The organism is Candidatus Cloacimonas acidaminovorans str. Evry (assembly GCF_000146065.2).
Classification (GTDB): Bacteria; Cloacimonadota; Cloacimonadia; order Cloacimonadales; family Cloacimonadaceae; genus Cloacimonas; species Cloacimonas acidaminivorans.
On record NC_020449.1, the window covers coordinates 62,181 to 78,860 of the forward strand.

At 39.5% G+C, this 16,680-nt stretch carries 11 protein-coding genes and 1 tRNA gene; 9 read left to right on the forward strand and 3 right to left on the reverse strand.

Annotated elements, in window-relative coordinates:
* Positions 1–247: 247 nt before the first annotated feature.
* Both CLOAM_RS00295 and CLOAM_RS00305 read right to left on the reverse strand, forming a co-directional pair.
* Complete coding sequence (locus CLOAM_RS00295) at positions 248–3,445, reverse strand: DEAD/DEAH box helicase (protein ID WP_015423833.1); 3,198 nt, start codon at positions 3,443–3,445, stop codon at positions 248–250.
* Positions 3,446–4,264: 819 nt separating this feature from the next.
* Positions 4,265–4,340, reverse strand: a tRNA-Ala gene (locus CLOAM_RS00305).
* A gap of 453 nt (positions 4,341–4,793) precedes the next feature.
* On the opposite strand from CLOAM_RS00305, the gene CLOAM_RS00310 reads away from it, so the two are divergent.
* From CLOAM_RS00310 to CLOAM_RS00345, 9 genes are all read left to right on the forward strand, one after another.
* Positions 4,794–6,161, forward strand: coding sequence for a helix-turn-helix domain-containing protein (locus CLOAM_RS00310; RefSeq protein ID WP_015423835.1), 1,368 nt, complete (start codon positions 4,794–4,796; stop codon positions 6,159–6,161).
* Positions 6,162–6,176: 15 nt separating this feature from the next.
* The gene (locus CLOAM_RS00315) at positions 6,177–9,437 is read left to right on the forward strand and encodes a T9SS-dependent choice-of-anchor J family protein (protein WP_015423836.1); all 3,261 of its coding nucleotides are present in this window, start codon (positions 6,177–6,179) and stop codon (positions 9,435–9,437) included.
* Positions 9,438–9,448: 11 nt separating this feature from the next.
* Complete coding sequence (locus CLOAM_RS09875) at positions 9,449–10,024, forward strand: hypothetical protein (protein ID WP_015423837.1); 576 nt, start codon at positions 9,449–9,451, stop codon at positions 10,022–10,024.
* A gap of 56 nt (positions 10,025–10,080) precedes the next feature.
* A complete protein-coding gene (locus CLOAM_RS09880; protein WP_015423838.1) occupies positions 10,081–11,130 on the forward strand; it encodes a fibronectin type III domain-containing protein in 1,050 nt (349 codons plus the stop codon).
* 232 nt (positions 11,131–11,362) lie between these two features.
* Positions 11,363–12,130 carry an ABC transporter ATP-binding protein gene (locus CLOAM_RS00325; RefSeq protein WP_015423839.1) on the forward strand — a complete coding sequence of 256 codons (768 nt, stop codon included), beginning with the start codon at positions 11,363–11,365 and terminating at the stop codon, positions 12,128–12,130.
* Positions 12,131–12,140: 10 nt separating this feature from the next.
* Positions 12,141–14,291, forward strand: coding sequence for a TonB-dependent receptor (locus CLOAM_RS00330; RefSeq protein WP_015423840.1), 2,151 nt, complete (start codon positions 12,141–12,143; stop codon positions 14,289–14,291).
* A gap of 190 nt (positions 14,292–14,481) precedes the next feature.
* Entirely contained in the window at positions 14,482–14,997 is a 516-nt protein-coding gene (locus CLOAM_RS00335; protein ID WP_015423841.1) for a helix-turn-helix domain-containing protein, read from the forward strand.
* Positions 14,979–15,539 (forward strand): IS630 family transposase, encoded by a 561-nt coding sequence (locus CLOAM_RS00340; RefSeq protein WP_044278741.1) that lies wholly within the window; start codon positions 14,979–14,981, stop codon positions 15,537–15,539. The genes CLOAM_RS00335 and CLOAM_RS00340 overlap by 19 nt, the downstream gene beginning before the upstream one ends.
* Positions 15,540–15,578: 39 nt before the next feature.
* Positions 15,579–15,965 (forward strand): hypothetical protein, encoded by a 387-nt coding sequence (locus CLOAM_RS00345; RefSeq protein WP_015423843.1) that lies wholly within the window; start codon positions 15,579–15,581, stop codon positions 15,963–15,965.
* A 2-nt stretch (positions 15,966–15,967) separates the two neighbouring features.
* On the opposite strand, the gene CLOAM_RS00350 is transcribed toward CLOAM_RS00345, so the two are convergent.
* Positions 15,968–16,276: a hypothetical protein gene (locus CLOAM_RS00350; RefSeq protein ID WP_044278742.1), complete on the reverse strand. Its 309-nt coding sequence runs from the start codon at positions 16,274–16,276 to the stop codon at positions 15,968–15,970.
* Positions 16,277–16,680 lie beyond the last annotated feature (404 nt).

Sequence of the window (16,680 nt, forward strand, 5' to 3'; positions counted from 1 at the left end):
TTTTACAAAGAGGAAAAGAGAAAAAGAGAAATGACGAGAGAGTAGGAAAGCCAGAAAGGGCTACACAATTATGTAGAAGGTGGCGTAAGCCCCTCGGAAAAAGAAGAATACTACTATTCACTCTCTATTTATTTTTCAGGTTTCCTATTAGCACTTTAATCACTGTTTTTTACGATGTTTGCCTTGGGCTTCCCCTTTTCCCCTTTTCACTTTCCTCCAGACCTATTGATCTCTTGACCTCTTGACCCTATTCCGAATAGCTAAAAAGTTTCTTTATATCTTCTTTCGTCATTGCCTTCAGCACATTTTGTCCACCCTCAATAACCGTTTCAAAGAGTTCGCGTTTGTTTTGTTGCAGTTGCAGGATTTTTTCTTCCACAGTGCCTTTGGTAATCAGACGAAAAACTTGAACCTTATGTGTTTGTCCGATTCTGTGAGTTCTATCTATTGCCTGATTTTCCACCATTGGATTCCACCAGGGATCATATAGGATAACGGTATCTGCAGCAGTTAAGTTAAGTCCCGTTCCACCTGCCTTCAAGGAGATTAAAAAGAGTTTAATCTCGGGATTGGTTTCAAAGCTTTTTATGGGAGTAACTCTATCCTTGGTTTGTCCATCCAGGTAGCAATAGGGCAAGGAATTTGCTTCCAAGACCTTCCGAATAATGGACAGCATTTGGACAAACTGACTGAAAATCAAGACCTTATGTCCTGCATTTGTCGCTTCGGTAACCAGTTCCAGAAGCTGTTCCAGTTTGGAGGATGCTTCCAGTTCCGGTAAAATATCGCCATTGGCAAGATGAGGGTGATTGCAGACCTGTCTTAGTTTTGTAAGTGCAGCTAAAATATGAATATAGCTTGGCATCTCTTTTCCCTCCGGCAGGAGTTTTTTATGCACCATATCCAAAATTTGCAGGTAAAGTTTTTCCTGCAGGGTATTTAGTTTGCACCAGGAAATTTGTTCCTGTTTATCCGGAAGTTCCAGGAGCACATCTTTTTTTATTCTGCGCAGCATAAAAGGGGCAACCATTCGGGATAAAGAAAGTCGGGCAGTTATTTCTCCTTCAGCAGGCAGATAATTCTGTTTAAATTTATTCAGGGTGCCCAAATAGCCAGGGTTCAGGAAATCAAATATAGACCAAAGTTCGGTAAGATTATTTTCAATAGGAGTTCCCGTTAAAGCCAAACGGTGTTTGCTTTTCAGTTTTTTGATGGCGGAAGTGCGTTGAGCGGAAACATTTTTAATATTTTGTGCTTCATCCAGAACAATCCATTCAAACTCCATATTTTTCAGGTAAGCAACATCTCCCAAAACCATAGAATAGCTCATAATAAAGAGCTGGACATTAGGATTGGAGAGGATTTCCATCCGGGTTGTTTTATTACCATCCACAATGGCAAAAGGGATATTGGTATGGAACTTGTCAATTTCCGCAGCCCAATTATAAAGCAAGGTCTTAGGACAAATTACCAGTGAGACCTGCCCCAAAGTTGTAGATAAAATGGCAGAAAGTGCCTGAATGGTTTTTCCCAAGCCCATTTCATCGGCAAGAATACCGTTTAAGTGATAATGTGCCAACATTTTAATCCAGGCAACACCGGCTTTTTGATAACCGCGTAAAACGGTTTGCAAATAGAGAGGTAAGGTTTCAGGACCTTCCAATCGCCTTTTCAGTAACGCCTCATAAAATCCTTCTAACCATTCATCACCCTGCATTCTAAAGGCAGGATTATCTTCCTGCAATTTAAGATAATAGGGCAGGTTCATCATTCGGGAACGATACACCTGATCAGTTTTATGTTCACTGCGGGAAAGAAGTTCTTCCACTTCATAAAAGACCTGCGGATTACTGATAAACACAAGGCGTCCATCCGAGGTATGCAAAAATTCTTCTTTACTGCGGAAAAAGCGTTTCAGTTCTTCGTGCGTAAAATTCAAATCCCGATAATGGTAACGGACTTCATAGGTAAACCAGTCAATATCTTCTTCGTGACGAGCAATAAGCTCCACCTGCAAAGGGATTTTAGCCACAAAGTAATTCCTCAATTCCGGGTCAATTTGAATATCCCAATCCTGATCACTAAGTTCAAAAATAGCAGTCCGCAATTGTTCAATTCTTTCTTTTCCGCTAAAAACCAATTCGGCATATTGTTCCAAACGGTTCATTTCCGGTTCGGGAAGTTTATTCAGCAGTTCCTGTGTTTTGGCAAAAAGCTCCGGGGTTAAATGAAACCAGGCACTACCATTTTTATCAGGAGAAGTATATTGAGAATAAACAAGGGGCTTACCAAAACGCAAAACGGAAAGGGGAATTTCTCTTTCTCGGGAAAAAACCAGGGAACCGCCAATCAGAATTTTATCACCCAATTTCTTGATATGCAAACGCTTAACAGGGATTTCATCTATTATTTCCGGCAGCGATATACTTTCCTCAAAATCCAGATAAATTCCCTGTTCCTGCAGTTCACGATGCACCAGACAGCGATAATAAATCAAATCCCTGGCAGTTAAAACCTCTCCACTGCCAAAAATGTGATCTATAATTTCTTTTCGGAAAGGCAGGTTGATTTTATACACCCGATTCCGGAAAAAAAGCCAGGTAGGATTTCCGGCAAACCAAACGGAGAGTTCATCTATAATAACAGCGCGTAAAGAATAGTTCTTTGTTCCGGAGGGTTCAATTCTTAAGGCAAGTTGATAGGGCTGTTGCTGAAAAATAAGCTCTTCACCCGTTTCTCTAATGACAAAACGAGTATGACAATTTTGCATAATTAAAAGAGCTTGGGCAAAGTCACTTTTGTAAATTGACCAGAACTTGTTTTTGGGACTATAAGCACAGCGGGTTTTGTTTAAAAAACTGAATAAATGAAGGTCGGCATCTCTAAAAGCTCCCATATTGGCAGTGTAATATTCAATTTGGCGTTGAGGAATTTCGTTTATTTCTTCCTGTGAATGGAGTTTACCCATTAAAATTGGATCAATAGGAGCAAGGTCTTGATGATAAAAACGGATTTTATCGGTTTCGGGATTATAAATTCCCTCCACATAAAGAACTGCATTGCGGGCAATATTTAGCCATAATTCATTGCCACTAAGGGCATTACCATCACAGGTCTCAACTACCTCTTCCTCAAAAATGCGCGTGCTTAAATTCAGATAAGCATAACGCAAAATGGAAAGATAATGACGACAGGATTCATCCGTATGGCACTGTGAACAATCATGGGAAACAATCAGCTCCGTTTCCGGATTAAAAACAATATCTACATATTCGGCAAAATATTCCTGTTTGGAAGGAGCCGGGAAAAAACGAATTTGATAGTTGCCATCTTCATTGCGGGTTTTCCAAAACCATAAATCGTCTTTCTCCAGCACAATTATTGCCTGATTGAAATACCAGCTGTCTGATTTGTTATGATAATCCTTAGCGAAAAGCCGTGCCATCAGTTTGGGTATCCTTTTATTTTTTAATCAGTTCCTATAGGGTAAAAAGGGAAAATCTGTCAATCTAAAAAAGGGGTTTTTTTTACAGCGAGAGCACAGAAAGCACTGAAAACACCAAGAATGATTTGTAAATAAAGAGAAAAGAGGAGAAGAGAGATGTCTTCACCACAGAAAATAATGAAATTTATCTCTCACAGATTACACAGATAACACAGATATATTCTTGTAATTTGGGGAAAATAAGACATCGTTAATCCCCCAAAATGGAAAGGAAAATGGCACCCTCATTATTTTTTCTACTGCGTGTGGGTAATTAGTTGGAAAATAGAAAATTCCGTTTTCGTCCTTAATAGCATTGCTTACTCATTGCTTACCCATTACGGATGGCATTAGTATTGGGTAAGCAATGCTAAGGTAATGGAGGCAAGAAAGAGAGTTATAAAAATTGAGGGAAGAAGGACAAAAAATTATGTAACTTATTGTTCTAATATGTTTTCTGCTTTTTTCCCGACTCTGGTATAAATCTCCTCCATTTTGTCCCTAAAATTGATTTTAGAACGCCAGAAAGTAATATTTCCCAAGCGGTTAATAATTGCAGAATGGAGTTGAGGACGCTCCAGATTCATTTCTCTGCAGTTAAAATAAGTCCCTTTCTTTCAATTCCTTCTTTATTTGGCAAATCATCCGCTACTGCTTTATAAAGGGTAATTTGTTCTTTCGTAAGTGGACAGTATTCTTTCGCTTCATAGAAACGGAACTTAATTGATAATGGATATATGTAATATAACCACTCTCTCTTGCCGTAAGAAATAAAATTTGTGGTGGAGCTAAGGGGATTCGAACCCCTGGCCTAATGATTGCGAACCATTCGCTCTACCAACTGAGCTATAGCCCCAACGCACTTTGGGAATAAATTTTAAGAGATAGGGTTTTGTCAAGAGCAATGTGAGGAAGAAGGAAAAATTTAGAGGGTTGAAAAGGTTGAGAGGGTTGAGAATGTTGAAAAGGTTGAGAAGGTTGAGAGCGTTGAGAGGGTTTAGATGCCCTCTGCTCTTAGCTCTTTGCCCTTTGCCAAAAAGCCCGAAGGGCGAAACAATGATAGCGATGGTGGCGTAAGCCCCTCGTAAAAATGAAAGCCCCGACTTCTTCTTCTCCTTTTCTCTTTGTAAAAAAATAAATTCCTCTTTTTCTCGGTGTTCTCAGTGTTCTCGGTGTAAAATAAGCCAGGTGACGACACCTGACTTTCGCCAAAAAAACTTGGGGTTATAGTCAAAAAGTTCTTGACTAAATATTAGGGTAGCAGGAGAGTGTACTTTATGTAAAATTAAATGTTAGGAAGGAGGAAAAAATGATTCAAAATCTTCTGCTAATCAGGAATCAAGCCCAGCTGAAAGAAATGGGCAGTCCCTTAAAATATAATATTCTAAAAGAATTGATTAAAGCACCGGCAACATGTCAGCAACTGGCAACTCTGTTTGGTTGCAGTAAACAAAAGATGCACTATAATTTAACACAAATGCTTTCTCAAGGTTTACTAAAAGTTGAAGACGAGGCAAATATCAATAACAAAGAGGTCTATTATAGAGCTACTGCCCGCAGTTATGTTTTGGATTTGGCAATTGGTTTGGAAACCAGTGAAAAAATATTGGATAACCGCAATATTATTAACAGCATTTTAGAGCAGGAATATCGGATAAATTTGAATAATATTGCTGATAAACTGCTTGATGAGGCGCTGAAACTGACGAAGGGAATGCATTTGCTGATTACCACGGGCAAGTTTAATTTGCCTTTAGTGGAGAAATTATTAGTGGAGGCAGGGAAAAGAGGAATTTATACTACTTTGATTTATCAGGACTTAGAACAATTGCAAGCAAGGGCGGAGCAGTATTCGTTAATTGCCTTTCAGGCGGATTATGAAAATTTTAACCATAAACTGAAAGAAGCGGATGTTTATTTGAACCTTAATGGTGAATCCCGAATTGTAGAAGTTACTGATCCGAAAAAAATTCAAATCCGTAACCGAATGCTGGAGAAAGGTCGTAAGATTATAAAGGAAAAGAATATTTGTTTGGCAATGATGCCTTCACTTTTAAATGATACTCTTTCCGAACAGGCAATTGAAAGTGAAGTTCAGTTCTGGCGTGCTTTAGATATTGATTATCAGATGCTTAGCGATAAAACCCTGGCTTTATGCAGAAAGTTCGTTAACAAGAATTATGTGGAAATTGAAAACAAATCTGCCGCTTTCCGTTTTGCCATCAATAATATTTGGGCAGAATGCGGTTCTTTTGGCAAAGGTGAATTTCAGTCCCCTATTATTAACCTACCTGGTGGTGAAATTTTAATTATTCCCAAGCCGGGTTCAATGCAGGGAAAAATAATTGGTGACCGTGCTTATGCTTTGGGCGAAGAAATTTTGCATCCGGAAGTGGAGATCGTCAATAATGAAATAACCGGTTTTTCTGCAGAAAGCAATCAGCAGCAATTAGCCAAAGCCATTGAAACCGGAGGTAAAGATGGCAGAAAGGTTGCTCTCATCTGTTTAGGAACCAATGATAACATCCGTGGCGGCAATATAGATAATGCCTTGAAACATAAAAGCAGCGGATTTATAAGTATTTACTGGGGAAGCAATAAAGATGTAGGTGGAGATATTGCCGGAAATATTGAATGGTTCATCCAGATTGAAAATCCCCAGCTTAACTTTCTATAAGAAAAGAGGTCTATTATGAAAAAATCATTTTTACTGTGTCTCCTCATTTGCTGTTCTGCTTTTGCTTTTGGGCAATGGCATATAGATGAGGATTTTGAGGGTATTACAACCCTTCCTGCCGGTTGGATTACTTATGATGATGGTGATGGAATGACCTGGCGTAATTTGGAAAATGCCAGTCACGCACATTCTGGAACGCGTTTTGCTTTTGCGGATAACTATTTTCCCAATCAAAATTGCGATTGGTTGATTACTCCTCAATTGCATATTGCCAATGGAGATTCACTGAAATTTTACACTCGTGCCTGGTTTGACACTGAGAACTTGCAGGTTTATGTTTCAACAACCGGCAATGCCATCAGCAATTTCAACACTCAAATATTGAATTTACAGGGCTTGGGAACTACTTTTCAATATGCAAGTTATAATCTTTCCGCTTATGCAGGACAGAATATTTACATCGGATTTAAATGGCAATGTGTTACTTACGGAATTATTGTAGACGATGTGAAAATAGGTCAACCCGTAATTGTAACTCCCGAATTAAACCTGCCTGAGAGTATTACTTTCTGGCAGGGGGAAACCATAACCGTAGATTTTACTCCCTATATTGTGGCTACGGATATAAACAATATTCAGCTTACCTGGCAAACTCCTGAACATATAAGTATTTCTGCTACGGGTTTAGCTCTAACTTTTAGCAGTGATAACTGGAACGGAACGGAAAATATCACTTTTACTCTAACGGATAATATAACCGGTTTAACAGCTACGGATACTATGCAGATAATTGTGCATCCGATTCCAACTGTAGATATGGCATTGCAAACAATTTTATCGCCCGGAAATATGGTTTTTGTAAACTCTGCTTTTAACCCTACCGTTACGGTAAAAAATAACGGACAGATTTTGTGGGAAGACCAGCTGGAAATATTTTTCCAGGTCTATAATAGCCAGAATGTTCTTGTAGAAAGTGTTTCTTCCTATTTTAATCCTGTTTTACAGCCAGAGGCAACTTTTGAAGCTGTCTTTCCCCCTCTCAGTATTAGTTCCGAAGGGGTTTATACCGGAACTTTTCAGATTAACATCAGCGATAACAATCCTACTAATGATACCATCAGCTGTGTATTCAATGTTATTTTAAGAGTAAATACAGGCGGACCCGATGCTTTTGGTTATCGCTATATAGATAGCACAGCAGAAAACGGTCCTGATTTCAATTGGATTGATATTAGTGCTACCGGCACTTCTACAATTATGTATGGAGTGAATGCCTTTAACGGCGACGATAACTTTTCCGAACCCATTCCCCTTGGCTTTAATTTTCCCTTCTATGGTATTAGCTACTCTACCGCTTATGTAGATATTAACGGAGAAATATTATTGGCACCAAATACCTGGTATACAGAATATCCTGATAACGGTTGGGGAAACGATGGCAATATGTTTAACTATATGTATCCGATTCCAGGTTATTCTGCAATGCCAGGTTTGATAGCAGTTTACTGGGATGACCTGCATTGTGAGCAAGGCACTGGAGATATCTATTTTCAAAGCTTTGGAGAAGAGCCCAATCGTTATTGCGTAATTCAATGGCATAATTTGAGGTTTCATGCTGGAACCGGTGTTTCCACTCTGCTGGATTTTGAAGTTATTCTGCAGGAAAACGGAGAAATCATTATGCAATACAATTCTACAGCAACAGGACAAACAGGAGCAAATGTACCTCACGATAATGGAAAAAGCGCTACCGTTGCCTTACAAAGTGCAGATGCTACAATGGGAATTTGTTATTTGCGGGAAATTGTGCAAAATAATACTTATATCGGAGTTGAACCAGCGGGAAATTTACTTTTCAATGGATTAGCCCTGCGTTTTTATAGCGGTGAAGACACACAAGCGCCTTTTATTACACATTCTGCTCCGGGAAACACTTTTAATCAGTCACCTCTGATAACGGCAAGAATATTAGACCTTTCCGAGCTGAATAATGTAACTTTGCATTATAATTTGGGTGAGGGCTGGAATGCTTTGGAAGGTATGGCAACAGGTAATGGCAACTATGATTTTGCTTTGCCATTACTTCCTACAGGGCATACCTTTAGCTATTATTTTGCCGCTGCAGATGTCTGTGGCAATAGTTCAACTTTGCCTGCAGGAGCTCCAATAGAGGTCTTTCAATTCAAAATTCTGCCTTCGGAAAATACTTCTGTCTTGCTTGCCTATAGCGGAAAGCAGGATTATCAAAATACCGAACTGCCTGTTTATATAGAACAGCTCAATAATGCCAATATTGCCTACGACATTTATGATTGGGAAGAATTTGCCGAATATACAATTCCGAATACCTATTCTACTATTCTGGCTTATGCCTGCACAGGCACAGCAAGTCCTGCTACCTTGTATTTATCACAGAAATTGATGGACTTTCTGAATTCCGGCACTATAGATAATCCTAAAAACCTGTTTTTCTCCTCCGATGGCTTTGCTTTCAGCCAATCGGGTACTCCTAATTCCCATCCTATGAAGCAATTGCTAAATGGTTATTTCCGAACTTTTGCTGTTTCTACAGGTGGTGGAGGCGGAACTAATGGTTTAGCAGGACCTGATGTTTTCAGCTATCAATCAGGCACAATTATGTGCACAACTTATTCTCCTGTAGGAACTATCGGCACAGAATACAGCGTTTATGCCAATAGCCCGGATTGTATTTTTGCCTATGATGAAGTTCCAGATTGGTATGCAGACCTTGTTCCCTATCCGGAAATCGGAGCGATGAATGCTTTTGTGTTTGAAGACGGACCTGTAGAAGGTCATGCCTATTTATATCACGGGGTTTGTGCTACTGCTGTGCAAACACCTATATTTAGGACTTTTTACTTTTCCTTTGATTTTTCCCAGCTGAATAATCCTGCTCAAAGAGAAGAACTATTTGCCGATTTAATGGACTGGTTTGAGGTTTATCCCACTTCCATTAACGAAAATGAACTGCCGATTGTGCAAAGCAAACTTCAAACAAACTATCCGAATCCATTTAATCCCGCAACGACAATTGCTTTTACTTTGGCAAAAGCGGATAAAGTGGAAATAGTTATCTATAACTTAAAGGGACAAAAAGTAAAAACCCTGCTTTCCGATAATCTGCTTGCGGGTAACCATAGTATTGTTTGGGACGGTAAAGACGATAAAGGCAAAACCTTAAGCAGTGGAATTTATCTGGTGAAAATGAAAACCGGGAAAACCATAGACACCCGCAAAATCACGATGCTCAAATAAGGAGTAAAAAAATGCACAAGTATCTAATTCTAACTATGCTGCTGTTTTCTCTGTCTTTTTTAACGGCAGGAGATTACATTATCGGTACCGGGACAAGTAATCAAAACTATGTCCCTTTTAACGGAAATTACAACTATAGCTGGAGCAAGTTCTTTTTCACGGCGGATGAATTATTGGCTGCTGGAATGACAGGAACCGTACAAATAACCAAAATCGGTTTCCAGCTCGTTTCCAACACCTTTGATAATTATATTACCAACGACCAACGGATTTATATCCACGAGTTTTATGATGAAACTTATCCTTCCAATCCTCAATATGTTAATCCTTCCTCTTATCCGATTGCTTTTCAGGGAACTATTTCCTGGACAAGTCCCGGCTGGGTTTTTATTCAGCTAACGACACCCTATTCTTATACTTATAACGGCGGGAGCCCTGTACCCAATGGAATTGAAATTCTCTGGGAAAATAGAGACGGTTCCTCTCAAAGTCCCATCCGAAATTCGCTTATACCTCCTCCAGTAATTATAACGCCGCCTATAAATATAACAATCCTTCTTTCCCAACCAGTTCCGGCACCAGAATAAAACAGAGACCTAATGTCTGGTTTATCTCACCTGCTACATCAGAGCCCAATCCAGCAGTGAATCCTATTCCGGCAAATTTGTCTACGGGAGTGGAGATAACTACAACCCTGAAATGGACCAGCGGAGGAGGTAATCCGGACGATTATCTTGTTTCCTTGTATAAAACCGATCCGCTTACATACATTGTAAATAATCAGGTAACTACCTCCACTACCTATAATTTACCTGTGCATCTGGAATATAGTACAACTTACTACTGGAGAGTTATCCCCCGTAATAGTTTTGGACCCGCTATAGCTTGTCCTACCTGGAGTTTTACTACTATTCCAGACCCTTCAGTAATGACTTATCCCTGGACGGAGAATTTTGACGGGAGCGAATTTCCTCCAACTGATGATTGGTTACGCAGAGGAGGTGATCTTGTTGACCCTATTCAATTGGGAGGAAATTCTTTATGGGAACAGGAAAATTGGCTTAACATTTCCGGAACGGATAAAGCCGCCGGCATTAATATCTGGGGTAATTTAAACGGTTGGCTGATCACACCTCAATTTCTGTTTAATGAAGATAGTGATTATCTTTACTTTGATTTGGCATTGCTGAAATATAATCAACCCCCGAATGGAACTCCTCCGGATACAACCGGTATTGATGATCGTTTTGCCGTTTTAATTTCCGATGGCTACACCTGGAGCACAGCCAATATTATGCGCGAATGGAATAATAGCGGTTCTCCTTATGTGTTAAATAATATTAGCCCTTGGGGAGAAAGGGTCTGCATTCCCTTAAACGGTTTTACCGGACATAACAGAATTGCCTTTTTTGCCGGCACTACAATTTCTAATGCCGATAACGATTTTATGATCAATAACCTTTATGTGGGTCCTTTAATTCCCGATACACCAGAAGTGCAAATTAGCCAAGTTGGAGATGATCTTTGTCTTCTAACCTGGAATGAAAGTTCGGGAGCTACCGGTTATGATATCTATGCTGCTGATTCACCTGAAGGTCCTTGGGAGCTAATTGCTTCCACAGCAGAGACGCAATTTGAGTTTACAGCCCAAGCAGCTAAAAAATTCTATCGGGTGAAAGCAATCGCAAGATAGAGTAAACGATATTCCAATCGTTTCTCTTAAAGTAAAAAAAGTGTAGGCGGAGGACACTGTTTCTCCGCAAAGTTATAAAACGCAACAGGAGGTTGACCTGGAGGTTAACCTCCTGTGTAGTTGACCGGGAAGTCAATTACCCGGTTGAAAACGGTGAAAGTTAAGTTGACAATTTGGCTTCCAATAAAAATCCTGTTCATAGAAGAATAGCATTATACGGATTATTAGCACGATGATTGTTTTAAAGAATGTAACCTGCGGTTATCAGGATTTTCCTGTTTTGCAAGATATTTCCCTGCAAATTGAAAGCGGGGAATTTTGTGCTCTATTAGGTCCTAACGGAGCCGGAAAATCTACCTTGCTTTACACTATTATGGGTTATTTGAAACCGTCTGAAGGTTCTGTCACAATTTTCGGTAAGGAGATAGCAAGTGTAAAACACTCCTGGTTGGCAAAACAGCTGGCTTTTGTGCCTCAGGAAACCAGGTCTGAATTTGACCATACAGTTCAGGAAACGGTTTTAATGGGTCGTTATCCTTATCTGGGTTTATTGCAGTCCTATAGTTCCGAGGATTTTGATACCGTTGATTCTGTTTTGGAAGAGCTGAAACTATTGGAACTGAAACATCGCTGGCTTTCTGAAATCAGCGGAGGTGAAAAACAGAGGGTTTTAATTGCCAGAGCATTAGTTCAGCAGACACCGTTTATTTTGCTGGACGAAAGTTTGTCCCAATTGGATATTAATTATCAGATAGAAATAATGAAACTGCTAAAAGCCATTCACAGCAAAGAAAATAAGACGGTTTTAATCGTTTCGCATAACTTAAACTTAGCAGCCAACTATGCTGAAAGGTTAATTTTCCTGAAAGAGGGCAAAATTCTTGCTGCGGGTAAACCGGAGCTTTTAATGCAGAAAGAGACCCTGAAAGAGTTATTTACTATAGAATTGGATATAATGCAAAATCCGCATAGCGGACGCCCTAATATTATTTATCCTTGAGTGTTTTATTATGCAGTTTCTCCGTTTTTTTACCGTTTTCTTTATTCTGCTTGCCTTTTTTGCAATGCTAAATGGAATAAAAGTAACCGGAATTGTTACGGATGAAGAAAATAAACCCGTGGAAGCAGTTCGCCTGATTAGCGGAAAAAAAACCACTTTAAGTAAACAGAATGGCAATTTTACCATTGAAATTACCGACTCTTTACAAGTAAGTCGTTTGGGCTATAAAAAGCAGGTGCTCTCTATACAGGAAGTTATTGCTCTGCCTAAAACAGCTTCAGGCATACAGATTAGATTGCAAAGTGAACCGGTTCAGCTATCTACATACCGTGTTTTTGCCTATCTTAGTGAAGAAAATATTTCTCCTGCGGATGTTGTAACTTTGCCAATTGACCCCGATAAACATTATAGTAGTGCTTCAGAATTAATCTCGCAAACTGCCTCTTTTCAAAATTACGGCACTCAACTGAAGGGTGAAATAGCGGAAATAAACATTTTGGGAAATATCAGCCGACACACTTTAGTTTTGCTGGATGGAATTGCGATGAATACTTTAGGTGAGCCCTTTGATTTTTCCCGTTTGAATTTGGATAATATAGAAAGCATAGAAGTTGTAAAAAATAACGCCAGTGTTTATGGAGGCAGTTCTGCTATTGGTGGAATAATAATGATTACTACCAAACAGGGTTCCGCGCTGAAAAAGAACTTGGAAAGCAAAACGGAAATCGGTTCTTATGGCTATTTGCTGCAACAAATTTCCTTAAGCGGAATCAGCTCGCAAAATTCCTATCGTTTATGCCTAAATGCCTATAATGCAGATAACGATTTTCCTATTCCCAAAGGGGATTTGATTCCTGAGGATAGTGCAAACAAACGCAAAAACAACAGCAAACAGCAACTTTCTTTTTCGGGTGCGTATTCCACTCACCTGTCTAAATTGCTGATGAGTATTTCTACGGATTATTTAACCTTTCAGAGAGAACTTCCCGGTCCCCTTAATTTTGCCGATTTATATTATAAGGCATTTTTAGAGGGCTCATCCCTGCGTCCGCAAATTCGGTTTTCCGCTAATTTCGGTAATTTTACCTGGCAAAGCAATAATTGGCTGCTGAAGGACGAAACGGTTTATGATAATACACAGTCACTAATTGAGGGCTTTTCCCAAAAATACAAGCAAAAAAATGATAACTATGGAATAAAGCAATCTCTCAGCTATAATAAAAACTCTTTGCAGGCATCTTTATCCGGGGAATATGTGTATAACCGTTATCGCTATCAGGATTTAATTAACCCTTTCCAGGGAAAGATAGATTATGTTAGAAACCAGTTAGCTTTTAGCTTAAAACTAAATCAGCAAAAGGAATTTGCCTGGCTGATTTTGAATAACGGTTTGGTGGGTCGTTATGATTACATTGATGGTGAAGATGAATTTAGCGGTCGCCTGGAATTTTCCCTTCGCAATTGGGGAACAAAATATCTGGAAACGGGAGCTACAATAGGAAATTCTTTTGCTCTACCAACTCCTTATGACCTTTACTGGAAAGGGGATTCCCAAACCTTGGGGAATCCTAACCTCAAAAGTGAAAAAGCAACCGGCTATCAAATTTGGCTGAAAGGTAATATTCCCCAAGCAACTCTAAAGGCAACCTTTCATCAAAATACGATTAAAAACCTGATTCAATGGCGACAAGTGCAAATGTATGGTCCCGTCTGGAAACCGATGAATATTGGTAGAGCGGAAATTCGTAATTTAGAACTGGAGGGAAATTACCAACCGCTTGAACAATTGGAATTTACTGCTTCTGCGGTTTTTACGAAAGCCAAGGATACTACCTATTATAGTTTTGCAGAAGCACCCAAACTTATGTACCGTCCTGAAACCCTCTATTCTTTAGCAATTGATTATCAACCGGGGATTTTTCACTTTTGGACAAAATACAGCTACACAGGTAAACAATGGATTACCCCCGATAACTTAATAGACCCCATTTCTGCTTATGCTTTAGTAGATTGCGGGATAAGCTTGCACTGGCAAAAAGGCAACTGGAAATTTACGCCCGCTTTCACTGTCAAAAATCTTACCGACGAAAATTATATGGTGCACGCTTATGTCCCTGAACCGGGTAGAACTTTTTATGCCACTTTGCAACTGAACAGATAACTTTTTTATCAGCAACTGCCTGATAGCAACTGAGGAAGATTTATGCATCTGACAACCGAGCACTACTTTAATATTTGATAATAAGCGAGATGATATTTTTTCCCATAAGTTGTTTGACTAATACTATTTCGCTTGCATAATTACGAGATATGATTATATTGTCTCCAGAGTTTACAAACTGGAGGTAAACATGAATCGTATCCATGTTAACGACACAATGTCTGCTGATGAGTTAAAGTTAAGGATGTGCAACAGCAAAGATATTCAAGAGCACAATCGCTGGCAGGCATTATATATGGCAAAAGCGAAAGGATTATCGGCCCAGGAGATAGCTGATATTATTGGAGTATCTAAATACACAGTCAATAAGTGGGTGTATAACTTCAATCATATGGGAGAAGAGAGTATATTTAGCCATAGTAGAGGTGGTAATCGCACTTCATTTCTCAGTTGGCAAGAGGAAGAAGAGCTTCTATCCGAGATTGGTAAACAAGCTGAAAAGGGTCTGTTGGTAGTTGTCAAAACGATCAAAGCAGAAATAGAAGCCAAGATAGGGAGGACAGTCTCCAAGGATTATCCCTATGATTTGTTGCATCGTCATGGCTGGAGAAGAGTAGTTCCTCGACCTAAACATCCCAAGCAAAATGCTGAAACCCAGGAAGACTTTAAAAAAAACTCCCGGAATACCTGGCAGCCGCCTCGCTAAGTTTTCAACCCGACGATACAAGACCCATTCAGGTATTTTTCCAAGACGAAGCTCGCTTCGGAAGAATCAATACTCCTGTCGCCTATTGGTCTCCTAAAGGTCAGAGACCTACAGTTTCGAAACAGATTGTAAGACAATATTTATATGCTTACTCAGCGGTGAATCCGGTAAGTGGTGACATCTTCTCTATCCTGGCTCCCAACTGCGATACCGATATTATGTCGTTATTCATTGAGAACTTCTCTAATGAGTACCAGGATTACCGAAACATTATGATTATGGATAAAGCTGGATGGCATACCACCAGCTACCTGAAAAGCTTCGATAATGTCCGATACATCTTCCTACCTCCATATAGTCCAGAATTGAATCCAACAGAACATCTGTGGGCAAAGATTAGAGACCTGAAGTTTAGAAACATAACCTTCAATTCAATGAATGAAGTTATGAATGCTCTGATTGAGTGCTTTGAATACTTTGATGAAAACAAGGATATGGTCTCAAAACTAACTTATTTCAAATGGCTTAATTTGGATGTATGAAAGCGAATTGGTATAATCGCAGATCAGCTGATCAAAGTAGTGTCCACAGATCCTGATCAGATCTATGTGAAGACTAATCGCTACCTGGGGATATACGAGAAGACGCATGATCATAATCGCTGGAACTTTAATCAGGACAAAGCGATGATCTTACTGAAGGAAGTCGAAGCCACCAAACACAGAAACGTCCGAACGATCGCCAAGGCTATCGGAAAGTCCAGACAGTGGGTGTATATATATCTGGAGGCTCTAGCTTCAATCGGAGCAATTGAGAAAGTGGACGGTTATTACCAGATTATCTCGAAAGAAAGAGTCTGGGCGATCGGATCGAATATTAAAAAGGGGATATTGAAGATAGAACGAACAGGAGCCAACGATCCAGTAATTACTGGCTCTATCAAAGCAAAGGTCGTTACGATATCCTAATCTTAGTAACCCAATGTACTATAGCCCTTGATCAATCTACTATTTGGTTTCACGGGATAAGCCAAAACTTTGAGACCAGTAATACGGCTGACGAGACTGCCAATGTACGGATTGACACTATGTTCGTTTGATGCCCCGTTTGGTAAAGTGATCCATGAGTCATATTCTTGCATGTAGTTATTCTCAATTTCCAAAAAAACCCGGTCAATGACGTCTGTTGGGTAGTGGCCGTTACTCCTTTCGATATCGGCAACAATGTCTTCCACTATGCTCTTAATTTGCTTTAAATAGTCCTTTGGTATGGCTGGCATAATTCCTCCATTAATCATAAAGGTGACTGGACTTGGACTAAATTCATATCGAACCGAGGGTTCACAAGTGATATAAGTCATCCTCGCTAACCTGATCAGTTATCAGGAAATTCAATCTATTGCACTTCATATCAACTTGTCAATCCTGTCAAGTTTCATTTTTTACCATCATAGCATCGCCTCGATAAATGGATGATAATAAGTTATATCACTATTGAGTTAACCTCACAAGGCTAAATACTGCTCAATGTAGATTAGGAATAAATGCATAATACTTACATCAAAACCGGAAATGCTCTAATAGCGAAAATCATTATCTGTTAGTGATTCAATAGACAGAAATGAAAATATGGCTAGTAAAGGGTATAAGTACCCCCCTACCAGAGATTATAAATAGCACTAAG